This is a genomic window from Bacillus sp. Marseille-Q3570, assembly GCF_946151055.1.
Taxonomy (GTDB): domain Bacteria; phylum Bacillota; class Bacilli; order Bacillales; family Fictibacillaceae; genus Pseudalkalibacillus.
Window position 1 is genome coordinate 288,317 of the sequence record NZ_CAMGYZ010000001.1, and the last position, 26,604, is coordinate 314,920.

Genomic DNA, 26,604 nt, shown 5'->3' on the forward strand with positions numbered 1-26,604 from the left:
TATTGGGAAGAAGAAATTTACAAAATAATCGTGTAAAGGAAATGTTTTTCGCAAAATCAACAATGATAGTAAAAGAAAACTGAACACAAAATACTTGTTCAAGCATCTGTCCATACTATCTGTAGAGATATGATCAGCTACTCAGGAGGCTTACATATGGAAGCGAATTTGCATCAAAACAACCACAAAACTTACTGTAACTGTGAATACGATGAATTGAAGAGAGTCATTTTGTGTGAACCACATTACATGACGATCCGCGAGATCATCAATGAAACGCAAAAAAAGTTCAAAGATGAGGGCATAAATATCGATCTGGCAGTTGAACAACATAACCAGTTCATCAAAATACTCAGGGAAAACGGGGCGGAAGTAATCCTGCTTCCTTACCATGAAAAATTCCCTGAACAGGTGTTTACTCGAGATATCGGCTTTACCCTGGGCCAAACCGTTTTCATCTCTAAAATGGGGAGTGATGTACGTAAAGGAGAGGTAGGGATTGTAAAACAATGGCTTGATGATGAAGAAATGTCGTATTTCAATCTTTCTGAGGAAAAAATAGAAGGCGGGGATGTACTCATCGATCAGGATACGATTTTTGTGGGTTTAAGTTATCGTACCGACCAAAAGGCTGTGGATCATCTTCAAAGTATTTTAACAACCTACAAGGTAATGGGAATCCCTTTTAATGAAAAATATTTACATTTGGATTGTGTATTCAATGTCGTTTCTCCTGAAGTTGCATTGATTTTCCCGCCTGCTTTGGACAAGAGAGAACTGGATCTTTTTTCTTCACGTTATGAATTGATTGAAGTATCAGAAGAAGAACAATTCACACTTGGGACGAATGTTTTATCAATAGGACACAAGAAAATTATCAGCCTCCCGATCAATACGGAAGTTAATGCACAATTGAGAAAAAAAGGGTTCGAAGTAATAGAAATCGATATTTCTGAAATCATCAAATCAGGAGGTTCCTTTCGCTGTTGTACAATGCCGATTCTAAGAGTAAATGGAATGCAATAAAAAACGGGATTACTGAACGAACCAGTCCCGTTTTTTATTTCAATTTTCATTTTTTATTTTAATTTCTTTAGGTAATTCAGATGGCGCTTTGGGAACCTTCTGGGGTTCGAAGTTGATCACCTCAGAGGAATAGAGTTTTACTACCATGCTTCCTCCATACCGCTTAGCCCTGATCAGTATCGGCTGATTATATTTATTGAGAAATTGAAAGTCAGCGCCATACCAGCTTACTGTCGCATCACGACCAGGCGGTACGTATGGGACACGCTTACTATGAGAGTATCGTTCAATGATTTGGAGTCCTGCACGGTCAACCGCATTGAACAATGTTGAGGATACCTGGCAAATCCCTCCTCCAATCCCTTCAGACACTTCCCCTCTTACGATGACAGGAGCTGGCAAATATCCTTTTTTCTTTGTTCTCCTGCCGACCACTTTGTTAAAAGAAAACGTCTCACCAGGGAAAATGACTGTATTATCCATCGCTTCTGCAGCAAGAGAAATATTATGTGTGCGGTTTTCATTGTTTGAATTGAAATATGTTACATACTGGCCAATCTGCTGTACCCTGATATGAGCAAGCAATTCACTATCCACCCTCGGATAAATGTCCATCTCTGGAACTTCTACCTTAAATGGACCATGTCCATAGTAATATTCGAAAAACTGGTTATTGAACCTCTGCCGATCAAGCTGAAAACCTACTTGTCCAGGTATAATATTTCCCAAATCATCTAGCCTTGCATTTACAGGAGCTTGATAAACCAGTTGATCAAGTTTTTTGATGAATTTATTGTATTCATTAACGTCAAGTAAACGTGTATCTGGTATTCGCAACGAAAAATTTTCACGCTCAACGGTAGTAATGGTTTCTTCTTGTTGTGTCAACGTCAAGCTTTCACGCTGTTCATCCTGTTGACCCACTAACAAAAGAGCAGCCATCAATATATGTATCATAGCAAGCATTACCTCCCGCCATTAGTATGGTCGTGGAAGCACCTTTTCATGTAACGATGATGAAAGAATGTGTCAGTTTCCCGGATACCGGTTTTACAAGCTTGGCTTTTTCTTTAGAAGATGCATCCAGACCGGAGGGAGTTCATGTGTTTCTAAATGTTCGAACTTTAGAAGTTTAACTTTTCCCGGAATTGTAGGAGAAACTTCAAAGATCAATTTATCTTTTCCGACAGTGATATGAGGACCGACCACCGGGGTGACTTCTAAAATGATGACAAAATGAAATTCACGAAATTCATTGATCCGCTTTACTTTCTTAACTTCAATCTGGTATGGGTAAACGATCGGATCCTTTTTCAAATAAAATGAATAATGATCCGAGATAGCTTGATCAATGTGTGATCCTAGAAACAACATGATCATATCCTGATACTGCAGCTCTGTTGAATCTTCTTCAGGAAATTCGACGGTATTTTTTGCATAAGAAGGTGTAAAAAAAGTCATTACAACAACAATCACTATGAACACCATAAGAAATTTCTTCTTCATATCGAACGAAAACCTTTCTGAACAGGGATGTTTCTAGGTTGCCTAATTCTCTCACAATTATTTGGGTGGCTTACCCAGTTTGACAATACAAAAAGGACGCGCTTGGGAACACGTCTCATATTGAAGTTACCTGGATTTTTTATGATGGAATACTGGTGCGATTTTATCGATTCTGTTCGTCCATATTCCACCGCTATAGCCTTCTGGTAAACGATCCAAATCCTCCACTGCATCAAAACCTTCCGACCAACTTCCATCTCCTGCGACCACAATGACTCGAGTATCGACCTCTTCAAGCCGGTTTAGGAACTTATCTGGCCATCCCCATAACCACGGTGCGATTTTTTCCGGAATATGGATCTGTGTCTCACGACAAGCTTCAGGAACATGGCTTGTCCACCCCACAGCAATATAAGGAATCAGACAACTCTTCAAGGTAGATTTTGACATGACCCTGATATTATGAAGTTTTCCCTTGAGGGCTGCAATCGGTTCATCCCCTCCATATACCGCAATCTGATTCTGTTGATTCCCTGAAAGATTGGAGAGAAGTTGTGCCAATTGAACTCCTTCTTCCCGATCGTTACTCTTTATATGAATTAAAAACGATTTATCGGGAAAGTGCGAAAGAACCTCCTTCAAAGATGGCATCAAGCCGATCCCTTTACCCCGGAATGGGTAGGTCTTACCATCATCTGCTGTGTAGCCATATCCAATATCAATCTTTTTCAATTCATCCATCGTATACGCTTTCGGCTCTCCAGTAGTATTCGTTCGACAATCCAGCGTCCAGTCATGGAAAACCGCGAACTGGCCATCCTTTGTTGGCCTTATATCAAATTCCACTATATCTGCTCCTGCATCGAACGCTGCTTCCATGGATGGTATGGTATTTTCCAGGTATGGATGCTCCGGTTCAAAGATCCGTTCAGCCGTACATGTGTCCCCCTTGATTCCTTCCATACTGAACGTTTGACTGAGTCCACGATGTGCCAGGAGAAGTGGATCACCATTTCGTTCTTTGGTAAAAAGCGAGCTATTATTCAGATACATGAATATCGCCAATAAAACAATGATGCTACCGATCCACTTCAGTATTTTCTTAAACTTCATCTATGTATCCCCCATAAAACGCACTTTGCTGTTCCCTTAATATCCCTTAAACCTTGATCTCGTTGCGATTGAGTCTAATCCATTCAAGGTAATAGTTTAATAACCCTTGTGTTAAGAAATCGAATGAATCGGGTGCGTGTTCAAATAACCGCTGAACATCATCAATACACATCCATTGATGTCCTGTAGCCTCATCATTAGCAGTCAATTCCCCTTCTTCAACCGCACATCTGAAAATAAAACCGATGGAATCCACAGGACCCTGAATCGTCTGATACACAAAAAATGGGGTCAATCCTTCAATTGTCGTACCATTATTAGAATAGATCATTTGGTTCGTCCCTTGTTTGATCTTCATAATTTTCAATCCCGTTTCTTCGAATACCTCTCTATGCAGCGCATCATGAATCGATTCATATTCTTCGATTCTTCCTCCTGGTAATTCCAACGCTTTCGGTTGATTCGGTTTATCCCGCATTTGGACTAGGATTTCCATTTCCGATTCTCTTTTTCTTTCTATGATGGCTCGCGCATTCACATACATTGCTTTGTCCTCCCTATATAAGATCAAATGAATTTATCGACCAATACTTAAACCGTTAGTTATGCAAGATATCTTTTAGGGTAGATTTATCATGCCGATCCTCTACGTTAATTGTTTTGAAAAAATCGTCTTACTACTAGGAGGTTGGTCTTCCATTCTTATTTCAACGACTCCTATCTCTGTGATTGTACAATCTTTTGGTTCAAAACGGCCATGGCAATAGTTTAGCGTCTTGATCACTGCATCATCGTCAAGTCCGATTGCATATGTGCAGTGAGGCGTCCAACTTTCCGGAAGATATAAGCCATTTGCATAGGAGATATACTCGTGTAAATCCTTATAAAAATGTTGATGTATATTGAATAATTGAGTGGTCATCGTTGGCGGTGCAAATACAACAGATGTAGGAAAATCTCCCGACGGTGGAAACACTGATATACTTTCAAACTTGACCTGAAAGGAGGATAACTTATCCACTGCATTTTTAAATGTTCCTATGTATTGTTCGATTGGTATTCCTGCATGGTAAACAGCTAAAGTAATGTGAGGTCTTATTTCTTGAATGTCTGCCATTTTGGATGTAATCCCTTTGTCTTTCAACCCCTCCCAAATACTTTTCACATAACCTTCTGTCTTTTCATCAAAAAATAATTCCACTGCATACTTCATTTCATCACTTCTCCATTTGATTATGAATTTGGAAATCTATCATATTGCCTCAATGCATTTTCTAAAAAACGAATGTCATAACCCGTTTTTTCGTTTAACCTTGCAACCCATTCTTCAATGGTGTTTAATTTTGGATCGTTGAATAAACCTTCACTGGTACTTAGAAAGCTCTCCCAGTCGTAAAATTCCCAATGGGCTGTTTCGGCTTTATAAGGAACCCTGCATTCCAATAATGGTTTTGGGTTAATCACGTTTTGTGAGACTTCAGCTGCTTGCATAAAATAATCCATTTCAATCGGTGTGATGTCATAAACTTGATTAGAAACTTTGCCATTCGGTCTATGGTATAGAATTTCCATCTTCTTGCCATTCGGTCTAACCTGGATTTCTGCAGCTGGAAAAAAGCCATTAAGCTTCACATCTGTATAATCCTCAGATCTAGTATCAATTAAAATCGGTTTCAACCATTGGTCTCCTAGATCACACAAAAACCGATTTCCGAATTTGTCCAAAGCCATCACTGCTACATGAGCATCTTCGGTTCCTAGATCATGACCAATAGGGTATGCCTCGATTCCATCCCTTTTAAATTCATCTAATAACCAGATGGCAAGATCAAAACAATTCCCTGTGATCCCATATTGTTCCCTATGCTCTTTCATCTGAGAAACATCCCGTTGCTTCTTTTTACCTTCCGTATTATTGTAAAGCCATATTTTCGTTAACGTTTCCATTGGAAAACGATCGAATTTCCTCCAGGTAGAAAGAATCTCTTCCGGTGGTAGCATACTGACACCTGCTTTATAAATTGATTTAGGCTGATCACTTTGGTTACAGGTTGAATCATTCAAAGAAACAAACTTGCAATTTATTATTGTCTAAGTCATAGAAATCGAAAAAATTGTTGACATCGTCATTATGTATTTCGCCGACTTTCACACCATGTTCCTTAAGCTTTTCATAAGTTTGTTTAATATCCTTTGTAAAAAAAATAGGATAGTTCTGGTTTGGAGTCGGGTTTGGGTCCCCCTCTTCTATTGTTAAAGGGACACTCCCAGTTCCTACACTTAAAACTCGGTAACCCTCTTCCATAAATACCTCTTTAAATCCTAATACATCTTGGTACCATTTACTTGATATCTCAACATCATTAACTAACAAACAAACCGTATCAATTCTTTCAATCACAAATAACACTCCTTTCGAATATTAGCTTTCTTATAATTATTTGCATTTAAAGAAAGTATAAATACTTTCTAAAAGGCTACTCCAACAAAAAAAGCTAACTGCCCTACAAGTGCACACCATGACGCCACCCATGCCAGTTTCAAATTTTCTTTCATAACCTCACCTCTAAGGATTCATACACAACCTTCAATTCCAATTATTTCAAATAAATGGTGTTTACTCAATCTTTTTCTTGTGTTTTTTGAATTCATTCAACTACAACCTTATTTACTCTTCCTATGAAATAAGCTGGAGAGCGAATCCCCAGCTTCATTTCTTTCTATTGAGTATTACCTAGTGGTTTTCTTCAGCTGCCATTGCGTCTGCTTTCGTTACATGGACCGTACCAAATGGATGCTCAGGCGGCGCATAGATCGTATATAATTTAAGTGGTTTTCTTCCTGTATTCGTTAAATTATGCCATTTACCAGCAGGGACCATGATGGCATAATCTTCATAAACCCTCTCTTCAAAATCCAATTGGTCTTCCCTATCGCCCATTTGAACCAGCCCTTGCCCTTCTTCAATACGTAAAAATTGATCGACCGTAGGATGAACTTCTAAACCGATGTCTTCTCCAACACCGATACTCATCAAGGTAACTTGAAAATTATTCCCAGTCCATAAAGCGGTACGAAAGGTATTGTTTTGCTGTGTAGCATCTTCAATATCCACCACAAACGGTTTTGTTCCATAATCCTTTAACTGAATGCGGTTTTTCTTTTTTGAAAGAAAGCCAATACGTCTTACATGTTCCATCTCGTCATGACAAACCCTGTAAAATACATTCTGAAAGGGTGAATATTGAGTAAGTATATAATTCTTACGGCCTTCTTCATGATTCTTAAACTCTGCTTCGTATGCCTTTTGTAATCCCTCTCCATAAGTACTGAACGGAACCTGGTCGATTTCATATTCAGGCTGTTTGCCAGTCAGCATGTTATACAGATTCGTTAATTGGTTCAGGTGCGCTTTTTCATCTTCCAAAGAATGAAAAATGACATTTTTATCGTTTTGATCCGGAGCAACATTTGCTAATCGGCTATAAAGATCAACCGTTTCAGCTTTTCCTTTTATACCAGCATGGATCGCTTCTACAATTTGCCGACCATTCCCTTGAGGGGTTCTTTGCATCAAGGAAGGGTTATTCATCTGGGTGTTCATATATGGATACGGGTGCGTATTTGGAGCATAGTACATTTAACTCATTCCCTCACAGATTTTTAAATATCCTATGCAATATGCCCAGAGAACGTACTTCACGATCTTAACCACCGTTTTTTCATCCTTGCGAGGAGATTATTCAGGTAGTAGGCACACTGATCCCGTAGGACAAGGAAAGCTTCGGCAGCGTTACATCGCACGAAGAAAAGGCGAATTTCATTTTCGAGGAGTCTCCCACCTTGCTGTCCAATCAACTTGCACAAGGTGATTTTTTTAAAATGACTCAAAAGCAACAATCTTTATAATAGAGCCTTCATTTATAAATAACGGATGTCGAGGATATCTTGCAGTTTGAGGTCATGCCGGTCACCGAATTCATCGACAATCCGCAATTCTTTCCTGACGGGGTCGGCATAATGGATGTTGCCGACGAGAATATGGTATTCATAATTGTCAAAATAGACGAAGGATAACGTCTGGCTATACGCCATCGCCTCGTGGATGATTTCATTCATTTCTTCAAGTTTCTGTTCATCGAGCTCTGGTTTCTTCTTTACGCGATCTTCTTCCTTCCAATCCCTGAGCAGCTTCACATGCTCCGGAAGCATCATCGCTGTCCATTTGATGTTGCCGCGATCACGGATTCCCATATAGCTGACACTCCTTTCTACGCTTTATGTCCACCAACAAGACGGCTGCGATGTCTTGCGGTTCCAGCTGGTGTGTACGATACTGCGCGTAAAAGGGAGTCTCCGCCGTACTTTTCGCGGATCTGGTCCATCGTGTAGCCGAGGATCCGTTTTTTCGGACGGTCGAGCTCGAACAGGGAAAGCTGCATTTCATCATCCGGACAGACATTCGAAAGGGTGATTGAAAGCTTACGGACGGTTTCCCCTGTATAAAATTCATCGAACAACTCAAGGCAGACGCGATAGATATCCATCGTGATGTTCGTCGGCTCTGCAATCGTCCGTGACCGATGGAATCCGCCACCGGCTTCATCTTTACTGTAGCCGACACCGAGGCTGATCGTACGGCCCGCCTTGCGTGCTGTCCTTGCACGTCTACCGACTTCTTCACACATTTCTAGGATGACGTGCTGTACTTCTTTCCGGTCTTTATAGTCACGAAGCAGGATCTGTCCTTTTCCATAGCTGATCTGCCCTTGCATGATGGGAGCACCGATTTCTGAGAGATCCACACCCCATGCATGATAGTAAAGCTGGTTCCCCATAACGCCGAACTTCTTTTCAAGCATCCTCAAGGGATAGTGCGCAAGCTGCCCGACAGACATGATACCCATCCGGTTCAACGTTCGCTCTAAACGCGGCCCGATTCCCCACATATTACTTAGCGGAGAAACCTTCCACAGCCTCCGTTCCACGTCGTCATAGGTCCACTCGGCAATCCCTTTTTTCTTCGCTTCAAGATCAAGGCAGATTTTCGAGAGCAGCATGTTCGGTCCGATTCCGATGGCACACGGCAAGCCATATTTTTCCCAGATCTCTTCCCGGATCCGGCGCGCAACCTCCCACCCGTCTCCCCAAAGGCGTTCGGTTCCATCCACCTGAAGAAAGCTTTCGTCAACACTGTACGTATGGATGGAATCTTTCGGTACGTATCGGTTGAACAAACGTGTCAGATCAGTCGAACGTCTTAGGTATAAACGCATCTGTGCATTGACGACATGAATGCGCGGATCATCAGGTACCTCGAACAAGCGGCTTCCTGTCCGAATCCCGAATTCCTTCTTCATCATCGGGGAGGCTGCTAGTACGACACTTCCCTGCCGTTGTGTATCGCCTACGACGACAAGGTAGCAGGTGAGGGGATCAAGCCCCATTTCTACCGCACTGCAGCTTGCGAAAAAGCTTTTCATATCAATACAAAGGATCGTTCGTTTTTCAAAGGTCGAATAATCAATCTCCATCCTCAGTCACTCCCAATAAGAACATTTGTTCTATATCTTATGTCTTATTGTAAGCGAATATACGTTCGCTTTCCACTGGAAATTTTCACCGAGGACCTATTTTTTTGCAAATGACCGACGTTGAGTAGGCTCACAGACCTATAAATCACCGCCATATTTTCAGTTTTCACCGATAAAAAATGAATTTGCTACGATAAATTCCGAGTTTGCACCGATAAAGTTGAAACTTGCACTGATAATTCCCCGCTTTGCACCGCAAGAAAAAATAAAAAAGCCGTACCGGTGAGTCCGATACAGCTTTCAGCATTCATTGACGGGCTTCATGCAAAAGTTCGACGAGATGCACGGCTTCCAGACGGTCCTCCAAGCCAGCTCGCTGGATTCCGAGACGCATCTGGATAAGGCAGCCTGGATTCGAGGTAACAATGACAGTCGAGCCGGTCTCCTGGACGTCCTCCATTTTATGGTCGAGAATCTGCATCGACATCTCCTCTTCAATCAGATTATAGATGCCCGCAGAGCCACAGCACATACCAGCATTACGAAGCTCGACATAATCCACTCCATCGATATTTCGGAGCAGTGAACGCGGGTCAGTGTGTACCTGCATGCCATGCTTCAAATGGCACGAATCTTGATATGTCACCTTCTGCTCCGGTATTTTATAGGCGTTACCGGTCTCTACGGCTGCCACCAAGGTTGAAATGTCTTTGATTTTAGCAGAAAAGGCGGTTGCTCTTTCTTTCCATCCCGGTTCATCCTTCAACAGATGCGGATACTGGGCTAAAAAGGCACCGCAGCCTCCTGCATTTGTCGCAATCTGCTCGAATTCTCCTGATTCGAATGCATGGATGTTTTCTTTGGCCAACTCTATAGCTTTTCCACGATCTCCAGCATGTGCGTGCAACGCCCCACAGCATGTCTGCCCAGCCGGAATCTCCACTGAATGCCCTGTCCCTTCCAGCAAATCGACGGTATGCTGATTTGTTTCCAAAAACAAAGCATCCATGATACAACCACGGAAAAGAGCAACGACCTGATCGTCATCACGATCTGAGGATTTCAACTGCCTGAATGGAAAAGGGGCTTGTGGCAAAGCACCTTCCATCTCGAACAGCGATGCAGAAAACAGCTTCAACAACTTAGTCTTACGGGCAATCCGTTGCAAGCCTGACTTCTGATACACCCATAAGAAAAAGACGCCGCCTTTCAAAAGAAATCGGTTCGGAATCAACGTATGTAAGAGTAACCGCTGCATCACCCGCTTGAAAAAAGGAAGCTGTTTCTGTTCAGCGACGATTGCTCTCGCATCTTCCAGCAATTGTCCGTATTTGACACCAGACGGACAGGCTGTTTCACATGCCCGGCATCCTAAACAGAGGCTCAATTCCCGCTCGAAACCTTCATCCGGTTCCAGCACACCATCCACGACTGCTTTCATCAAAGCAATCCTTCCACGTGGAGAAGAAGATTCTTTACGGTTCGATTCGATGAAAGTCGGACAAGTCGGCTGACAAAAGCCGCAACGGGTGCAATTCAACAATTCATCATAATCCATGCGTTCTTGGAATTCTTTTTGTAATGTGGACGTTTTCGTCATGATTTGATCACGATCCGTTTCCTTGCATTCTCCGTAAACATTTTACCTGGATTCAATAAGTTATGTGGGTCGAGGGCCTGTTTGATTCCCTTCATGACATTGATTCCGCTTTCTCCGATTTTCCATGCTAGATAAGGCGCCTTCATCATTCCCACTCCATGTTCGCCGGTGATCGTACCGCCGAGGTCGATCGCTTTTGCGAAGATTTCTTCAAATGCTTGCTCAACCCGCTCCATCTCTTGTTCATTACGAATATCGGTCACACATGTCGGGTGCAAGTTCCCATCTCCGGCATGTCCGAACGTACAGATCATCAAATCATATTTCTCTGCTACCTCGGTGATATGACGTACCATTTCTGCGACGCGTGATCGTGGAACAGTCGCATCCTCCAGGATGGTCGTCGGCTTCAGCCTTGACAAGGCAGTGAGCGCTGATCTTCTTGCAGTCATCAATTGTTCTGCTTCTTGATCAGTGGCAGCAACCTGAATCGAGCTTGCGCCATTCCTTTCACAAATCTGCTGAATACGCTTGATGTCTTGACGGACGCTTTCCGCATGGCCATCTTGTTCAATCAACAACACCGCTTCCATATTCGTCGGGAGCCCGACTTGTGTAAAATCTTCAACCGCTCTCAACGTTCCTTGATCGAGAAATTCGAGTGTCGCAGGGATGATTCTTGCAGCGATGATATCCGAGACGGTTTGTGCCGCCCGTTCGATATCTTCGAAAAGGGCAAGCATCGTCTTCTTCGTCTCCGGTTTCGGGACGAGTTTTAAAATCGCTTCGGTAATCACAGCGAGCGTACCTTCAGAACCGATCAGCAACTTTGTCAGATCATAGCCCGCTACATCCTTCGCCAGCTTTCCTCCAGTTTGTATGATTTCACCATTCGCCATAACCGCAGTCAACCCAAGAACATAATCCTTTGTGACACCATATTTCAAACCACGTAATCCCCCAGAACACTCGCTTATGTTTCCGCCGATCGTTGAAATTTTCATACTGCCTGGATCAGGCGGGTAAAATAAATTCTGCCTTTCTACTTCCTCGGAAAGGGATTGGGTGATCACACCTGGCTGGACTGTAGCGGTCAGATTTTCATCATCGATTTCCAGGATCGATACCATCCGATTGAAGAGCAGGACGATACCACCTTCGGAAGGTACGGTACCAGCACACAAATTGGTCCCTGATCCTCGTGGCACGATTGGCACTCTGAACTCGGCACAGAGTTTCAACATTTTACTGATTTCTTCAGTAGATCCCGGTTCGACGATCAGCTCTGGAAGCGATTGATAATCAGGAGTTGCATCATATGAGTAAGACAACAGCGAAACACGATCTGAATGGACGTATTCTTTACCGATGATTTCAATCAATCGTTCTACAAAAGAAGGCTCCAGCATAATTTTCTCCTAGGTTGTCATTTGATAGCGGCACACCGTTTCATTGACAGCTGTGCGCAATGCGTTGATATTTTCTGGTTTTGTTTGATGCAAACGGTTTGTAAGCAGTATGGCAACAGACTTTGTTGGGGGATGGATGAACATCGATGTCCCTGTAAAGCCAGTGTGTCCGAATCCTTCTGGAAAGACAGATGAGAATTCGTAGCCGAGACTGCGGTTCCCAACAAGGTTCGTTCCCGCAGCTTTAATGAATTTTTCATCGATACCTGCTTTTTCTGCTAAATCAGGCTCCGTGTAGACCCGACCGATTTTACAAACATCCTCAATATCCGCAAAAAGGCCAGCATGTCCAGATACACCGTTAAAAAAGTAATGCGTGTTCCCATCGTTGACCTCTCCGCAGATAGGATCCTTACTGTTCCGCCAACCATTGAAAGACAGCCTCCGCTCCTCACACATATTCATTTCGATCTGATTGCCAAATTCCGTGGCCGCAATATTCTCCTGATCAACAGGTCCATAGGTCATTGTTTTTAAATTCAACGGTTCTTTGATCAAACGATTGAAGGCTGCTCTCAAAGGTTCACCCGTCGTTTTTTCAATCACCTTACCAAGCAAGATGAAGTTCAGATCACTGTAACCGACATTCTCTTTACGAAACACGTGCGACTTGAACTTCGTCAGTTGTGAAAATAAATCCTGTCGATCTGTATAGAAAGGGTGCCAATTCAGCAGACCTGATGAATGGGTCAGAAGCTGAAAAATAGAAATCTCTTTAAAATGTGTTTGCAAAACGGCATTTTGCTCCTGAAAAAGTTCATCCAAGTGGGTATGCAATTGAAAGTCACCTTTACTGATCAGACGAAGAATCATCGTGGATGTCACAATTTTGGTGAGGGAGGCAATATCGAAAACGGTATCCATCGTCATCGGCAAGCGGAGGGGGACAGTCTGTCTGAATCCGGCAGCTTTTGCATAAACCTGTTGACCATTCTTCAACACCTTCAACACGCATCCGGGTACCTCTTCTGCTTCATTTAAAATAGTATCCAATTCTTCATTCATCCCTATTGAATTCCCCTCACTTTATACCTTCTAAATTGACCGGAAGCTTACCTCCAGCTTCTTTTTCTCCAAAAATCACATCTGCTGTCGCTTGAAAAGATGCATGATGGTCTGAGTATTGCGCAATTACAGCATCAGCATCTGTGAGGACTGCAGCATCATATGGATTCCTGGCCATGACTAGGATGGTCTGTTTTGAATGAGTCATCGCTTCATTCAATACAGATTTCTCCCATTCGGACTGCCCATCACCAAGGACCGTTGTCGACTCCGTTATCATGATCGTTACGTCCCCATTTCCAAGCTTTTCTTTTTCTTCTGATGTCAAAGCACTGTTTTTCAGTTGGATGAGGTTCAGTTTCTTATGGTGTTTCCATAGCGCATTTTTCATCGATTCCAGGTTACCGGCATCACTTGATACGACCGTAATGGCGCCATCCAAAGAAAGCGATAATGGCACTATGTTCCCAGCATTCTTTATTAGCGTGATCGATTGCTCTGTAACTTTCTTCTCTAGATCCAGTGCACGTTGTGTGACAGAGAGATCAAGTTCTTTCGTATCTTCATCAATCCATTTCACTTTGGCTTCCAATATACGTCGGACTGATTCATCCAGACGCTGTTCAGATATCCGGCCTTCTTCCACCGCTTTATGTAAGGCATCATACGCAACCTTCAGATGATCCGGCATGACAATCACATCCACACCAGCGAGAACAGCTTGAACAGCAGCCTCCCCAGGTCCGAAGTGATCAGCAATCGCCTTCATCTCCATGGAATCTGTAAAGACAAGACCGTCGAACTTCATTTCATCCCTAAGCAATTGCTTTACGATTTTCTTGGATATAGTCGCAGGCACCTTGATTGGAAAACCGTCTTTCTGGGAAACGAATTCGGATTGATCGATATTCGGAAAGGTAATATGAGCAGTCATCACCCCTCCTACACCCTCATCAAGCATCATTTGGAAAGGGGGGAGATCCGTCTGATGCAGTTCCTCAAGTGATTGGTCACTGACGGGTAAGACGTAATGCGAATCCAGATCCAATCCACCGTGACCTGGAAAATGTTTCGCAACTGCCATTACCCCAGCCTCCTGTAAGCCGCTCATGAACGACACACCCATTTCCCCGACACGATCGGGATCATCCCCGTATGCCCTAATACCGATGACTGGATTATGAGGGTTGGAGTTCACATCTACAGAAGGTGCAAAGTCGATGTGGATCCCGAGTTGTTTGAGTTCAGCACCCAATACTTCCCCTGTTTCCCTTGCAAGCCCGGGGTTTTGCGTTGCCCCTAACGCCATGTTTCCAGCAAGTTCGGGGAAATAAGATAACCGTGTCACCAAACCGCCTTCCTGATCGATTGAAATGAGTAAGGGCACTTCACTCTCTTGTTGAAGTGCTCCGTTTAATTGTTTAACTTGTTGACGCGACCGTACATTCTCACGAAACAGGATGATCCCCCCAGGCTGATAGGTATCAAGCAATTCCTTTAGTTCGTCGTTCGTTTCTGTCACAGGTACTTCATCAAATTCACGGATCGCCGGCATCAATATTTGACCGACTTTTTCTTCCATTGTCATTTGATTCATAAAGGCTTCGATTTCAGCTTTGGAACGGACATCCCCCCATTCCGAAACGCTGTCGCTTGAAAAGAAAGTTATTTTTAAAAGAATCACCAGTAAGAGGACTGCCAAAGCTATAAAAGTCCATCGAATCGACAGCTTCATTACAACACCTCCTATGGCTGAAAACTACGACGGCAAAACGAGCTTACCCATTAGAACATTCCGGGAGGCTCCCGTTGCCGATGGAAGATTGTTTGTTTCCCCATGCAGGAACTGGTTCCCAAGGACTGTGAACGCAATGGCCTCCTTTGCGTCTCCAGTGAATGCAACGTCATCCATATTTGATACTTTGTAAGGTAAGGCTTGACGTAAGCCATCCATGATCGCCTGGTTATGTGCGCCTCCCCCCGAAACAATCAATTCATGGATCACTTGTTCCTTATGTACATATAATGCCAGACTTTGAGCAATCATCTCGACTGTATAAGCCGTGATCGTTGCAACAATATCCTCAATTGAAAGAGATTGGTCTTCAGCTTTCTTGAGAATAGTCGCTAATCGTTGTTCGGTATAAAACTCTCTTCCCGTACTTTTCGGCGGCTTTACAGCTAAAAAACCATCCTCTTCGATGAGCATCATAAGCAAATCGGAATGGACGTTCCCTTTACATGCAATTTTTCCATCTAGATCATACGTTTGTTGGTTTGCAGTCAAATGGCGGACGGCCCCGTCGATAAGGACGTTTCCAGGTCCAACATCGAATGCGATGATTTCTTTTGCAGATGAGGTTTCTGCAGGTACCACCGTCAAATTACTGATACCGCCGATATTCAACAGCACCCTGTTTTTGGTTGTATGGGAAAATAACAGCGCATCGACAAAGGGAACAAGTGGTGCCCCTTCTCCCTGATAAGCCATATCACTCGGACGGAAATCTCCAACAGTGAGAATATCTGTTTTTGCTGCGATATTTGCTAGTTCACCAATTTGTAAAGTTGCTAGTTCTTCTGGCCAATGATAGATCGTCTGGCCGTGGGAACTGATGAAACTGACAGCCTCTGGTTTCAAACCGGCCTTCTTTATGACTGCAAGGGCTGCTTCAGCGAAACGGTCACCAAGGATGATGTTCATCTTGCAAATTTTCTCGACTGTAGATGTAGCAGGATCACAGAGCTCGATCAATTGTCGCCGTTCTTCAACTGAATAAGGTGTTGACTCGAAGTCTATTAATCGGACCTTTGTTCCAGGACCGAATCCTGTAATTTCAACCAGAGCGGCATCAATTCCATCAAGGGAGGTCCCGGACATCAGTCCGACAGCAAGTTTTCGTTCTTCGTTCACGACCTTGGATAATCTTTTTAACATCGAACCACCTATTTCCTTTGCTTTTGCTGGATATATTGGATCGCATTCCGGCTCTCGTCCAGATATTGGATCGATTCATTATACTGCGTTGATGCAACACACATGAATAAAATGTCCAGGACATGGAGCTGTGCCAGACGTGAAGAGGTCGCACCACTTCGGAAGGTCGCTTCCTTCGATGCAGATGTATAAAGTCTGATCCTCGCTTGATCGGAAACTTTAGAAGATCCGTATTTTGTCAGACTTATTGTCGTAGCGCCTCTTTTATTGGCGAGTTCAAGAATTTGGGCAACTTCCGTCGTTTCACCAGAGAACGAAATCCCAACGACAACGTCTTCGGGCTTCACATTTCCGACAAGCATCGCAACCATATGGAGGTCTGAGAATGCCGTTGATTTCTTATTGATACGAAGGAATTTTTGCTGGGCATCTTTTGCAATGATCCCTGAAGCTCCTACTCCGAAAAAGTGGATCGTTTCGGCTTTCTCCAATGCCTCGACGGATTTGGACAGTTCACTTAAGTGCAATACTTCAGTCGTTTCCTTCAACGATTGGATGCTGTTGTTCGTCATTTTTTCCATTACTGAGGCGTGTGTTTCGTTAGGCTGAATATCGCGGTACCCTTCCTGGACATTCTTTTGCAGGTCACCTACGACTTTCAGTTTCAGTTCTTGGAATCCCTTCAGCCCCAATGATTTACAGAGCCTGATCACCGCAGCACTGCTCGTCTGGCTCAATTCGGCGAGTTCACTTGTCGTACAAGAAATCGAGGCTCTTGGATTGTTCAAGATATATGATGCAATCTTTTTCTCTGAGGGTGGCAATTTCTCGTGCATTTCCTTCAACATGACAAGACCACCTGTTGTATTCGTCATCTACTGTTCACCTGCTTTTCTCTCTATACTCTTATAGTTAGGCTCTTACAGCGGGACAGGTGAGACCCTTCCATGGCGCAAGGCGACGAGTGGGCTCACCGTACGCCCCGCGGAAAGCGAGCATCCTGGAGCGGAAATCAACGACTTTCAAGAGCGTAAACAACCTTTAGTTAAGACCTCTTTATCAATCAAGGTGTCAATAGCAATAACCTTTTATTTATCATTTCAGCTCCTTGACCGTCACGGGTAATGTGCCGGTCACCTTTTCTAGTCCGAATAACGCCCTGACAGCCAATCGTAATGCAGGGGTAGTAAACTCATAAGTTGCAACAGATACATCCGTTTCAGGAAAAAGTCCAAGATCATACGGACTCCTCATCGCGATATGGATAACAGGTTTATTAAGGTTCAACATATCCTTCATCAACCTCTGCTGTCCTTCGGAACGTGTAGCGGAAAGCGTTCCGACGAGGATCGTATCTGCACTATTTGCGAGAACTTTCACGAAATCGATCTCACTTTGATCAGGGAACTGTGAAACGGAAACTACTTTTGCTGCTGGATTCAATTCTTTAACCAAATCACCGAGCGCATTTTCTGCAAAACGTTCATCCTCAACCTGCGTCAAATAACTATTCTCTGGATAAATGACGAGAATCCGATAGTTTGTTTCTTTCGGTAAGGGAAGGAGCCCTTTTTTATTTTCCTGCAACGTAATCCCTTTCTTCATGACATCCTCTGCAATGACTTTATGGGTATCTTTAGCTGTAAACGCTTTTAGAGAATCATTCCACTTCAAAGAATTCATCTTCAACTTCATCACACGATCACAAGCTTCATCAATCCTCTTTTCCTCGATTTCACCAGCGAGGACAGCCTGATAGACGCGTTCAACTGCTTCATGCTGCAAGGATGGCAAGTGGGAAATCATGATCAGATCGACCCCAGCTTTTATTGCTTCTACTGCTCCTTGAGCCGTTCCGATACCGTCCGCAATCGCCTTCATTTCCATACAGTCGGTTGTGATGACGCCGTCAAACCCGAGCTCTTCCCGTAAAAGTCCAGTCATGACTGCCTTCGACATCGTTGCAGGACGATTCTCTTCAGGCTCGATCGCCGGAAAATAGACATGGGAAGACATTACAGTATCCGCACCACTATCGATGCTTTCTTTAAACGGCAGCAGTTCGACTTTCCGTAATCGCTCTAGTTCATGCGGGATGACAGGTAATGCAAGATGGGAGTCCACTGTCGTATCTCCATGTCCAGGGAAGTGCTTCAAGGTGGTGATGATCCCTGAAGCTTGCATCCCTTTCATCAACTGCTTTCCGAATTCAGCGACCATTTCCGGTTTTTCACCAAATGAACGCACATCGATGACAGGATTGTGGGGGTTATTATTTACATCTACTACAGGAGAAAGGTTCCAATTGATGCCCAAATCAAGCAATTCCTGCCCTGAGGCTCTCCCAATTTCAAAAGCAAGTTCCGGTTCACCAGTCGCCCCAAGCAGCATTGCTCCAGGAAAAACAGTTGTCCCTTCTCCCAATCGACGGACGACGCCATTCTCCTGATCGATACAGATGAACAATGGTTGATCCTGGTCTGCGTTTTTCGCAGTAGTTTGTAGGGTAGTCGTCAGTTCCTGGATTTCTTCAGGTGTTCCAATATTTCGCCCGAAAAGAATGATGCCGCCGATATGATGATTTTCGATCAAATCTTTGATTTCATCAGATAGTTGAGATGGATGTTCCGCTTTGAAGCCGAACACCATCAATTGACCTATTTTCTGCTTTAAATCCATTATTGTTTCACCCCGCCCATAGATAATCCTTTTACGAAATAACGTTGGAATAAGAGGAAGAATACAATCATCGGAATCGCTGCAACCGTTGCACCGGTCATCAGCAATTTGAAGCTAGCAAGGTTTGCATCCTGCAGTGTCTTCAACCCAGCCGGCAACGTGAGGAGATTTTCATCATTCAACACGATGATCGGCCAGAGGAAAGAATTCCACATCAATACGAACGTAAAAATGCTAAGTACAGCCATCGCTGGTTTCGCAAGTGGTACAATGACCGTCCAGAAAATTTTCCATTCCGAAGCCCCGTCGATTTTCGCTGCCTCGATCAGCTCATCAGGAATCGCAAGCAGGAACTGACGCATCAAAAATACCCCGAAAGCAAGTGCAAGGCTTGGGAAGATCAAAGCCCAATGCGTATCGAACAGTTGTAATTTCTGGACCATCATGAACGTCGGCACCAGCGTGACTTGCTCTGGAATCATCATCGTAGCGATGATCGACCAGAAGATGAGCATCTTTCCTGGGAAGGTCTTCTTCGCCAGGACATAGCCTGACATTGTATCAATCAAAACGATGGCGACGGTTGTGACGATGGATATATAAAGACTGTTCAACAGCCACTTCATGATTTTCGTCCGTTCGAATAAGATGACGAATCCTTCGAATGTCTTTGTGACGACTTCCTTCATCTTTTCATCATGGTAGGCAGCTTGGCTTGAATCACCAGCATCTTTTGCCGCTTCGCGTTCTTGCCATTGATGAAAATATTCCTTCACACCTACAGGATACAATTTAGGTGGTGTGGATTCTACATAGTTTACCGGTTGCTCCATGGTTTCATTCTGATAGCTCGGTAATTGCAGCGATGTTGCAAACACCCAATAAAGAGGAAGCAATGAAACGATCGCCATGAAAATAAGCGTGACATAGATCAATAATTTTCCGACCTTTTGATTGACTTGTTTTGGTTTCATAATTACCTCCTACCTTAATGATGATCTCGTAACGAGCGGTATTGGAAGATTGCAAACACCATGATGATGAAGAACAAGATTACAGATTGTGCAGATGCCAGACCGAATTTGAAGTCTCGGAATGCGGTTTTATAAATGACATGGACGATCGTCTCTGTCGCATTGCCAGGACCTCCACCGGTCATCATGATGATCTGCGTAAAAACTTGGAACGAACCGATCGTACTTAGTATGACCAAATATAACGTTGTCGGCTTCAACATCGGAATTGTGATTTTCAACCATCGTTGTAATGCATTCGCCCCATCAATTTTAGCAGCTTCATATAATGATTGATCAATATCGTTCATGGCTGCTAAATAGATGATGATACCTGCCCCAGGAGGAATCAGGATCGACATGATCATCAAGGCTGGAAGTGCAGAATCACTTTGTCCAAGCCAGTTGACAGGTTCAATGCCGAACCACCCGATGATATGGTTGAATATACCGAAACGGTAGTTATACATCCATCTCCAAACCATTGCGATGATGACCATTGATGTAACGGTCGGCAAGTAAAACGCTGCTCTGAAAAAGGATTGTGAGAGCTTGCCTAGAGGCTGGACGAGTGAAGCAATGACCAACGCCGTGATCACAAATGCCGGAACGGTGACGATCGTATACAAGAATGTGTTCCACAAAGAAATTTTGAAGACTTTGCTCTGAAAGGCAGCTATATAATTATCAAATCCTACCCATGTTGAACCCATGATATTGAATTCCTGAAAGGATAGAATGAAAGCCCATACGATCGGTACCAGCATGAATAGGAAGAAAAATAATAATTTCGGCATCAAAAAAAAGTATGAGACTCTGTTTTTGTACATACGTTTCAACAACGAGTTTGATCGTGTACTACGGACGGCTGTTTGTCCAACTTTATTTGTGGTTACAGGTTTTGTTTCCAAGGTTGCCCACTTCCCTTCTAAACCAAGGACTTGATTGTGTATGTAAAATTGTAGGGATTGACTCGACAGCCGGTACCCCACTCCATCAAGTGGTGAAGTGTCAACTGTCAAATGAGCCAACCCCATGGGATAAGATTATTCGCTTAAGATACTTTCTACAGATTCCCCGGCAGCTTTCAATGCCTCTGCAGGTTCTTTTTCACCATTAAGAGCTAACTGAAGTTCTTTTTGGATCGCTTCATCAATACGTGCCCAGTTTTCATGGCGAGGAACTGGTACAGCGTGTTGAGAAAGTTCTTGTGCTCTCGCCATTTGTGGGTTATCTGCAAATGGTTCCTGTTCTGCTGCAGAAATCCTGGCAGGGAATGTACCGTAATTCTTAGCCATCGTCACCTGCTCATCTGTGTTCGTGATATGCTTGATGAATTCAGCAGTCATACGTTTTTTCGCATCATCTTTAGAATTGAACATGACATAACCGCCAACTCCTCCGATTGTGACGGGTTCACCCGTTTCACCTGTCGGATATTCAGCAACCATGAAATTCGTTTTGAAATCTTCTGTTTGTGCGGATGCAATCGCCCAAGTAGCCCAAGGCTCTACAGCTACAGTACGTTGATCTGATGCAGCCCATGCTTTCCATGTACCGCCGACATCCTGACCACCCATACTTTCTGGTGTTACATCATGCTTGAACTTAAGATCGACAAGTTTTTGCAAACCGCTTATTGCTTCTTCTGAATCAAACGTATATTCCGTCGTATCTTCATTTAATGGATAACCACCATCCATCAACAAGAACGGCCATGCTTCATAGTAACCTGGAAGGATATACGTAGAGAATCCATCGACCCCGTCACCTGTCAGCGCTTTCATTTTTTCGACGAACTCATCATAAGTCCATTTACCATCCTTTGGAGGTTCAACGCCTTTTTCTTCAAAAATATCGAGGTTCAAAAGCATTGCATGTACACTGATGGATGTCGGAACGCCGTAAAGTTTTCCATCTGTCGTATAAGCTTCCAATGCGTTTTCATAGAAATCACTTTTATCTTCATCTGTAAAATAATCGTCTAATGGAGCGATGACCCCTTGCTTGATGTGGTTCTGGTTTACAGAACCTCCACTGATATCAACAGGTGCGATGTCAGGCCAAGCACGTCCAGCAATCGCGACGCTGAGTTTATCATTCATTTCAGCCCAAGGTGTCTTGACGAGTTTGATCTTCACATTTGGATAATCCTTTTGGAATTCAGAAATCTTATCCTCGATCCAGTGGTACTTGTTATCATCCTTATCAGCCCAACGTGGTCCTTCCCACATCGTGATCGTGCCTTCCCAGTCCTTCCAATCTTCCGAATCCGCCTCCTTTGACGCGTCATCATTTGAACAACCTGCAAAAATCCCAAGAATCAGCATCAATGAGATGAACCCCATCAACCATTTCTTCATTTCATGAATCCCCCTTACCAAATTTTTGTCACTTGAAGCGTTTGGCAGCTTCAATCGCCTTTTTGACGAACCCATTTGATTTTTTGATGCTTTCTTTTGCTACAACGTGCGGGACATCAGCTTTATGCATGACAATCGCTGTTTTCACTTCATAACCCGTCTTCTGAAGTAATTTTTCAGCATCCTCATAGGTAATTCCTGTTATGTTCATGACAATGTTCTTCGCTCTTTCCATCAATTTCAGATTCGTTGCATTGACATCGACCATGAGGTTTTCATACACCTTACCCATTTTGATCATTGATGCTGTCGTGAGCATGTTCAACACCATTTTTTGGGCGGTAGCTGCTTTCAGCCTTGTGGATCCTGTCAATATTTCCGGACCTACGACCACTTCGATGCTTTGATCGACAATCTTCGAGATGACCGAATCAGGATTACAGCTTAAGCTGATCGTTTTCAGACCTAGTTCTTTCGCCGCTTCAAGTGCTCCAATGACATATGGTGTTCTCCCGCTTGCCGTGATACCTACAACAACGTCATCACTAGTCAAATTTCGCATTGTAAGATCAGCCCTTCCTTGCAGGGTGTCATCCTCAGCTCCTTCAATCGCATCAAACATCGCCTCAGCTCCACCGGCTATGATAGCCTGTACTTGTTCAGATGGTGTGCTGAATGTCGGAGGACACTCAGCAGCATCAATCACCCCTAACCGCCCGCTCGTCCCGGCTCCTATGTAAAATAATTTTCCGCCGTTTTCAAATGCTTGTGAAATGAGATCCACAGCTATTGCTATCTGGGGCAGAACTTTCTTCACTGCGAGAGATACACCTTGGTCCTCTTGATTGATCACCGTCAAAATGTCCAGTGTACCGAGGGTGTCGATGCTGTTTGTTTGCAAGTTGCGTTGTTCTGTCATTAATGACGTCAAATCTAACTCCATAGGACACCTCATTGTAAAAAATTTTAAATGTGATCCCCCTTCCATCCCCCTTTTTGATCACTTGTTTTAGTAGATTTCAGTATTTCATAAAATAATATTTCGGTCTATTTGCCTAGATTCCTTCTTATTTAAAATTTTTTTTTATATTTTTTAAATTTATTTTAAAAGGATATTTCAGTTAGTTGACGAATTTTGTCTTCGTACCCAAAATAATCAAAATCATAGAGGAGGTTTTACCATGCTCAGAAGAAGTTTGTTCATTGCGTTGTTATGTTTTTGTGTAAGCGCTTTCTCGTTTTCTGGTATTCAACCTGCGAAAGCAGATGATGGCCAGGCTATCCGCGTCGGGGTCATTCCTACAGCTGAGACGATCACCTTAGGAAGTGATGATTCATTTACGATTGCCGAGCTCGGTGGAGAAACTCTGATTGAAGGGGAAAATGGCGAAGCAACTGTAGCTCTTGAAAGCACAGGGACAGTCGACACATCTTATCGGTTGCAAGTAGCCTGGACGACGAGTGAACCATACGTAGATGATTGGCTTCACCGTGCGGAAATAGGTGGATATGAAACTTATGTCGAGGACTATAACGGCGGGTACAGGCTTTTTATCGGGAAGTTCCCAGCAGACGCAAGCTGGAGTGTGCGTAATGCATTCCGAAATGAAATGATCGCAAATGGCTTAGCTGGAAGTGATTCATTCTGGAAGGTCGTAACATATTCAACTGGTATTTCAACGATGAAAGTTACATATCAAGGTGACGAGTATGTAACCGACAAACCTGTGAAAATCACTTCAACAGATGGGTTGATCGAAATTGATGGTAATAAATACAGGGGTGTCGGGGAAGTCATTTATAACAGTCAGGGGACTTTAGCTGGCGTCAATGAACTGCCGATCGAACAGTATTTGTATGGGGTTGTTCCGCGTGAACTTCCACCAGTCCCTTACGGAGAAATGGAAGCACAAAAATCCCAGGCAGTCGCAGCGCGCACCTATACGTTAGCGAACCTTGGCAAGAGAAGTTCAGACGGTTACGATCTATTGCCGACACCATCTGATCAAGTATATGGTGGATTTGAAGCAGAACATCCGATCTCCACCCAGGCTGTTCAAGAATCTGAAGGAATGGTTGCAATGCATGATGGACGACTCATCACAGCCGTCTATCACTCTACTACAGGCGGCTACACTGCCAACAATGAAGATATCTGGAATTCAGGTGCAGTCAATTATTTGAGAGGCGTACCGGATTCTAATAAAGGAAAAGCATTTGAACATGTTCCAACGCTCGAAGTATTCAAAAGTCATGCTAACCCAACCTCTCTCCGTGCTGTCAGAGCAGGCGATTATGAGTCTGATTGGTCGAAGTATCACCGCTGGACATTCGAATGGACGAATGAAGAACTGGCCGAGGTTTTAAGTGAATACTTTGCTGCTGATATCACAGAAGTTTACGGAGTAAATGTATTGGAGCGTTCCAACTCAGGGCGTGTTCTCGAGATCGAGTACGTCACTGACGGGGGTACATTCTATGAGCAAAAAGATCAAATCCGTTGGTCCTTGAAGTATATCAACGCAAGCGGTGGAAAAAGTGTATTGCTCAGCACGTTGTTCTTTGTTGAACCAATCGATAAGAAAGCTGAAACCCCAAGCTTCAAGGCCTATGGCGGAGGCTGGGGACATGGCGTGGGGCTTTCCCAAACCGGTGCAGTCGGCATGGCAACGAAAGGTGCAACATACGAAGAAATCCTCAAACATTTCTACCAAGACATCACGTTAGAAAAGCAGTATTAAAAAAGAAAACTTGGCTAGACCAAACCTTTTGTAGGTCGAGTCTTAGTTGACCTTATACTGAAGGGGCTGTCCAATAGGTTCCTAAAATGAAAAAGCAACGAGGAAAATGGTGTCCGTTTTCCTTCGTTGCTTTTTCGTTGAATCAGGCACGACCGATTCCCCCTGGCTACTCGTTCATCAATTCAGAGATAAATTAGGAGTTGTAGAGATAATTCCGGAGTTTTAGAGATAAATTCAGAGTTGTAGAGATAATTGTAAAATTGCAGCGTTTTGGTCCGAGTTGTAGAGATAAACGTATTTGGCAGGTCAAAATAGCTTCATCAACCTACTTTCTCCTCTTTATCTAAGTGAGGCTGTCCAAAAAGTGTCTGACTCTCTCCGAATTTAACAACATTTTACGAAAAATCATGGTTTTGATTCAAAATGTTGTGTTGGAGGTGTCTGACACTATTCTTTTTGGACAGCCCCTTTAAGTGCAAGAGCAACAAAGTTTACGAAAACAGCCTTTATTAATAATTTCAAAAAAGCACTGCTCTATCGAGAAGCAGCGCTAAAAATCTATCCCATGATATTATAGCCTGAATCTACGTACACAATCTCCCCGGTGACGCCACGTGAAAGATGGCTGATTAGTGCAAGCGTCATGTCGCCAACTTCTTCCTGGGTCACATTCCTTTTCAATGGGGAATTTTCCTCTATCTCGTGAAGAATCTGATTGAATGACGGGATCCCTTTTGCAGCAAGAGTCCGAACCGCTCCTGCTGAAATTGCATTGACCCTGATGTTATGTTTGCCAAGATCTGATGCTAAATATCTTACAGAAGCTTCAAGTGCCGCTTTTGCAACACCCATTACGTTATACCCTTCAACAACTCGCTCAGCGCCTAAATAGCTCATTGCAATAATCGATCCACCCTCGGTCATATGAGGCTGGGCTGCTTTTGAAACAGCAATCAGAGAATAAGCACTCGTATCTTGAGCGAAAGCATAGCCCTCCCTCGACGTATCGATGAAATCACCTTTCAGGTCTTCTGCATGGGCAAAAGCTATCGAGTGCAGCACGCCGTGAATTGTACCTACTTCCTCTCCAATCTTTGCAAAAGCTGCCTGGATGCTTTCGTCATTGTTCACGTCACATTCAACGATCAGCTTTGCATCATGATTATCTTTTTCAAGGATTTTGTTCAGTTTTCCAAGAGAACGTTCTTTCCTGTATGTAAAAATCAGGTTCGCTCCTGCTTTATAGAGAGATTTTGCAACGCCCCATGCAAGGCTTCGTTCATTTGCAACTCCCATGATCACGATATTCTTATCTTTCAGTTTGAGTAAATCCTCCATGATGTCCTCCAATGAAACAATGTAGTAAATAACACTTAGTAGCTAGTTATAGTACCAGTTACCAGAATGATTATAACACAATTAAACAACTTTAAAATAGTATAAATGTCAATTGCAACTTGGTACACGATTCGTCAACAGTGCTGGACCCGATTTTTCCTTTTTCGATGGATCGGACTTGCACATGGGTATTTTGACCTTCGTTTCCGCTGACAGAAAGAACTTTTTCATGGATCATAGCCCTATCTATTCATTTTCCCCTCCATTAACTTTGTTTAT

Annotated in this window: 24 protein-coding genes; 2 read left to right on the top strand and 22 right to left on the bottom strand. The window is 43.4% G+C overall.

The window, feature by feature from the left end:
• Positions 1–156: 156 nt before the first annotated feature.
• Positions 157–1,026 (top strand): dimethylarginine dimethylaminohydrolase family protein, encoded by an 870-nt coding sequence (locus tag N8M93_RS01500; RefSeq protein ID WP_261129274.1) that lies wholly within the window; start codon positions 157–159, stop codon positions 1,024–1,026.
• Positions 1,027–1,065: 39 nt separating this feature from the next.
• Here N8M93_RS01500 and N8M93_RS01505 read toward each other — a convergent pair whose 3' ends face one another.
• From N8M93_RS01505 to murQ, 21 genes are all read right to left on the bottom strand, one after another.
• A complete protein-coding gene (locus N8M93_RS01505; protein WP_261129277.1) occupies positions 1,066–1,983 on the bottom strand; it encodes a VanW family protein in 918 nt (305 codons plus the stop codon).
• 93 nt (positions 1,984–2,076) lie between these two features.
• On the bottom strand, positions 2,077–2,532 hold the full coding sequence (locus N8M93_RS01510; RefSeq protein WP_261129278.1) for a DUF3888 domain-containing protein: 456 nt from the start codon (positions 2,530–2,532) through the stop codon (positions 2,077–2,079).
• 126 nt (positions 2,533–2,658) lie between these two features.
• Positions 2,659–3,645: a glycerophosphodiester phosphodiesterase family protein gene (locus N8M93_RS01515; protein ID WP_261129279.1), complete on the bottom strand. Its 987-nt coding sequence runs from the start codon at positions 3,643–3,645 to the stop codon at positions 2,659–2,661.
• A gap of 46 nt (positions 3,646–3,691) precedes the next feature.
• A complete protein-coding gene (locus N8M93_RS01520) occupies positions 3,692–4,189 on the bottom strand; it encodes an NUDIX hydrolase (RefSeq protein ID WP_261129280.1) in 498 nt (165 codons plus the stop codon).
• A gap of 102 nt (positions 4,190–4,291) precedes the next feature.
• Positions 4,292–4,858, bottom strand: a complete 567-nt coding sequence (locus N8M93_RS01525) for a 2'-5' RNA ligase family protein (protein ID WP_261129281.1) — start codon at positions 4,856–4,858, stop codon at positions 4,292–4,294.
• 20 nt (positions 4,859–4,878) lie between these two features.
• On the bottom strand, positions 4,879–5,646 hold the full coding sequence (locus tag N8M93_RS01530) for a hypothetical protein (RefSeq protein WP_261129283.1): 768 nt from the start codon (positions 5,644–5,646) through the stop codon (positions 4,879–4,881).
• A 55-nt stretch (positions 5,647–5,701) separates the two neighbouring features.
• Positions 5,702–6,046 (bottom strand): VOC family protein, encoded by a 345-nt coding sequence (locus N8M93_RS01535; RefSeq protein ID WP_261129284.1) that lies wholly within the window; start codon positions 6,044–6,046, stop codon positions 5,702–5,704.
• 333 nt (positions 6,047–6,379) lie between these two features.
• A complete protein-coding gene (locus N8M93_RS01540; RefSeq protein ID WP_261129285.1) occupies positions 6,380–7,285 on the bottom strand; it encodes a cupin domain-containing protein in 906 nt (301 codons plus the stop codon).
• Positions 7,286–7,566: 281 nt separating this feature from the next.
• Positions 7,567–7,899 carry a YolD-like family protein gene (locus tag N8M93_RS01545; RefSeq protein WP_261129286.1) on the bottom strand — a complete coding sequence of 111 codons (333 nt, stop codon included), beginning with the start codon at positions 7,897–7,899 and terminating at the stop codon, positions 7,567–7,569.
• A gap of 17 nt (positions 7,900–7,916) precedes the next feature.
• Positions 7,917–9,179: a DNA polymerase thumb domain-containing protein gene (locus N8M93_RS01550; RefSeq protein ID WP_261129287.1), complete on the bottom strand. Its 1,263-nt coding sequence runs from the start codon at positions 9,177–9,179 to the stop codon at positions 7,917–7,919.
• Between the two features lie 307 nt (positions 9,180–9,486).
• Positions 9,487–10,779, bottom strand: a complete 1,293-nt coding sequence (locus tag N8M93_RS01555; protein WP_261129289.1) for a (Fe-S)-binding protein — start codon at positions 10,777–10,779, stop codon at positions 9,487–9,489.
• Positions 10,776–12,188, bottom strand: a complete 1,413-nt coding sequence (gene glcD, locus N8M93_RS01560; protein ID WP_261129294.1) for a glycolate oxidase subunit GlcD — start codon at positions 12,186–12,188, stop codon at positions 10,776–10,778. Before glcD ends, N8M93_RS01555 begins: the two co-directional genes overlap by 4 nt.
• A 9-nt stretch (positions 12,189–12,197) precedes the next feature.
• Positions 12,198–13,253: a serine hydrolase gene (locus N8M93_RS01565; protein WP_261129295.1), complete on the bottom strand. Its 1,056-nt coding sequence runs from the start codon at positions 13,251–13,253 to the stop codon at positions 12,198–12,200.
• A 16-nt stretch (positions 13,254–13,269) separates the two neighbouring features.
• Positions 13,270–14,988, bottom strand: coding sequence for a beta-N-acetylhexosaminidase (gene nagZ / locus N8M93_RS01570; RefSeq protein WP_261129296.1), 1,719 nt, complete (start codon positions 14,986–14,988; stop codon positions 13,270–13,272).
• Positions 14,989–15,012: 24 nt separating this feature from the next.
• Positions 15,013–16,191 carry an anhydro-N-acetylmuramic acid kinase gene (locus N8M93_RS01575; RefSeq protein ID WP_261129297.1) on the bottom strand — a complete coding sequence of 393 codons (1,179 nt, stop codon included), beginning with the start codon at positions 16,189–16,191 and terminating at the stop codon, positions 15,013–15,015.
• Between the two features lie 8 nt (positions 16,192–16,199).
• Positions 16,200–17,066, bottom strand: a complete 867-nt coding sequence (locus tag N8M93_RS01580; protein WP_261129298.1) for a MurR/RpiR family transcriptional regulator — start codon at positions 17,064–17,066, stop codon at positions 16,200–16,202.
• Positions 17,067–17,286: 220 nt separating this feature from the next.
• A complete protein-coding gene (gene nagZ / locus N8M93_RS01585) occupies positions 17,287–18,870 on the bottom strand; it encodes a beta-N-acetylhexosaminidase (RefSeq protein ID WP_261129299.1) in 1,584 nt (527 codons plus the stop codon).
• Positions 18,870–19,844 carry a carbohydrate ABC transporter permease gene (locus N8M93_RS01590; RefSeq protein ID WP_261129300.1) on the bottom strand — a complete coding sequence of 325 codons (975 nt, stop codon included), beginning with the start codon at positions 19,842–19,844 and terminating at the stop codon, positions 18,870–18,872. The genes nagZ (N8M93_RS01585) and N8M93_RS01590 overlap by 1 nt, the downstream gene beginning before the upstream one ends.
• 14 nt (positions 19,845–19,858) lie before the next feature.
• On the bottom strand, positions 19,859–20,905 hold the full coding sequence (locus N8M93_RS01595; RefSeq protein ID WP_261129301.1) for a carbohydrate ABC transporter permease: 1,047 nt from the start codon (positions 20,903–20,905) through the stop codon (positions 19,859–19,861).
• Positions 20,906–20,929: 24 nt separating this feature from the next.
• A complete protein-coding gene (locus N8M93_RS01600; protein ID WP_261129302.1) occupies positions 20,930–22,246 on the bottom strand; it encodes an extracellular solute-binding protein in 1,317 nt (438 codons plus the stop codon).
• Between the two features lie 28 nt (positions 22,247–22,274).
• The gene (murQ, locus tag N8M93_RS01605; protein ID WP_261129303.1) at positions 22,275–23,189 is read right to left on the bottom strand and encodes an N-acetylmuramic acid 6-phosphate etherase; all 915 of its coding nucleotides are present in this window, start codon (positions 23,187–23,189) and stop codon (positions 22,275–22,277) included.
• Between the two features lie 238 nt (positions 23,190–23,427).
• Here murQ and N8M93_RS01610 point away from each other — a divergent pair, with 238 nt between their 5' ends.
• Complete coding sequence (locus tag N8M93_RS01610; protein WP_261129304.1) at positions 23,428–24,987, top strand: SpoIID/LytB domain-containing protein; 1,560 nt, start codon at positions 23,428–23,430, stop codon at positions 24,985–24,987.
• Positions 24,988–25,545: 558 nt separating this feature from the next.
• On the opposite strand, the gene fabI is transcribed toward N8M93_RS01610, so the two are convergent.
• Positions 25,546–26,325, bottom strand: coding sequence for an enoyl-ACP reductase FabI (gene fabI, locus N8M93_RS01615; RefSeq protein WP_261129305.1), 780 nt, complete (start codon positions 26,323–26,325; stop codon positions 25,546–25,548).
• Positions 26,326–26,604 lie beyond the last annotated feature (279 nt).

What these genes read in the sequence shown, in the direction of transcription:
- N8M93_RS01500 (WP_261129274.1), top strand. Translation starts at nt 157, where the DNA reads ATGGAAGCGAATTTGCATCAAAACAACCACAAAACTTACTGTAACTGT.
- N8M93_RS01505 (WP_261129277.1), bottom strand. Translation starts at nt 1,983, where the DNA reads ATGATACATATATTGATGGCTGCTCTTTTGTTAGTGGGTCAACAGGAT.
- N8M93_RS01510 (WP_261129278.1), bottom strand. Translation starts at nt 2,532, where the DNA reads ATGAAGAAGAAATTTCTTATGGTGTTCATAGTGATTGTTGTTGTAATG.
- N8M93_RS01515 (WP_261129279.1), bottom strand. Translation starts at nt 3,645, where the DNA reads ATGAAGTTTAAGAAAATACTGAAGTGGATCGGTAGCATCATTGTTTTA.
- N8M93_RS01520 (WP_261129280.1), bottom strand. Translation starts at nt 4,189, where the DNA reads ATGTATGTGAATGCGCGAGCCATCATAGAAAGAAAAAGAGAATCGGAA.
- N8M93_RS01525 (WP_261129281.1), bottom strand. Translation starts at nt 4,858, where the DNA reads ATGAAGTATGCAGTGGAATTATTTTTTGATGAAAAGACAGAAGGTTAT.
- N8M93_RS01530 (WP_261129283.1), bottom strand. Translation starts at nt 5,646, where the DNA reads ATGCTACCACCGGAAGAGATTCTTTCTACCTGGAGGAAATTCGATCGT.
- N8M93_RS01540 (WP_261129285.1), bottom strand. Translation starts at nt 7,285, where the DNA reads ATGTACTATGCTCCAAATACGCACCCGTATCCATATATGAACACCCAG.
- N8M93_RS01545 (WP_261129286.1), bottom strand. Translation starts at nt 7,899, where the DNA reads ATGGGAATCCGTGATCGCGGCAACATCAAATGGACAGCGATGATGCTT.
- N8M93_RS01550 (WP_261129287.1), bottom strand. Translation starts at nt 9,179, where the DNA reads ATGGAGATTGATTATTCGACCTTTGAAAAACGAACGATCCTTTGTATT.
- N8M93_RS01555 (WP_261129289.1), bottom strand. Translation starts at nt 10,779, where the DNA reads ATGACGAAAACGTCCACATTACAAAAAGAATTCCAAGAACGCATGGAT.
- glcD (WP_261129294.1), bottom strand. Translation starts at nt 12,188, where the DNA reads ATGCTGGAGCCTTCTTTTGTAGAACGATTGATTGAAATCATCGGTAAA.
- N8M93_RS01565 (WP_261129295.1), bottom strand. Translation starts at nt 13,253, where the DNA reads ATGAATGAAGAATTGGATACTATTTTAAATGAAGCAGAAGAGGTACCC.
- nagZ (WP_261129296.1), bottom strand. Translation starts at nt 14,988, where the DNA reads ATGAAGCTGTCGATTCGATGGACTTTTATAGCTTTGGCAGTCCTCTTA.
- N8M93_RS01575 (WP_261129297.1), bottom strand. Translation starts at nt 16,191, where the DNA reads ATGTTAAAAAGATTATCCAAGGTCGTGAACGAAGAACGAAAACTTGCT.
- N8M93_RS01580 (WP_261129298.1), bottom strand. Translation starts at nt 17,066, where the DNA reads ATGACGAATACAACAGGTGGTCTTGTCATGTTGAAGGAAATGCACGAG.
- nagZ (WP_261129299.1), bottom strand. Translation starts at nt 18,870, where the DNA reads ATGGATTTAAAGCAGAAAATAGGTCAATTGATGGTGTTCGGCTTCAAA.
- N8M93_RS01590 (WP_261129300.1), bottom strand. Translation starts at nt 19,844, where the DNA reads ATGAAACCAAAACAAGTCAATCAAAAGGTCGGAAAATTATTGATCTAT.
- N8M93_RS01600 (WP_261129302.1), bottom strand. Translation starts at nt 22,246, where the DNA reads ATGAAGAAATGGTTGATGGGGTTCATCTCATTGATGCTGATTCTTGGG.
- murQ (WP_261129303.1), bottom strand. Translation starts at nt 23,189, where the DNA reads ATGGAGTTAGATTTGACGTCATTAATGACAGAACAACGCAACTTGCAA.
- N8M93_RS01610 (WP_261129304.1), top strand. Translation starts at nt 23,428, where the DNA reads ATGCTCAGAAGAAGTTTGTTCATTGCGTTGTTATGTTTTTGTGTAAGC.
- fabI (WP_261129305.1), bottom strand. Translation starts at nt 26,325, where the DNA reads ATGGAGGATTTACTCAAACTGAAAGATAAGAATATCGTGATCATGGGA.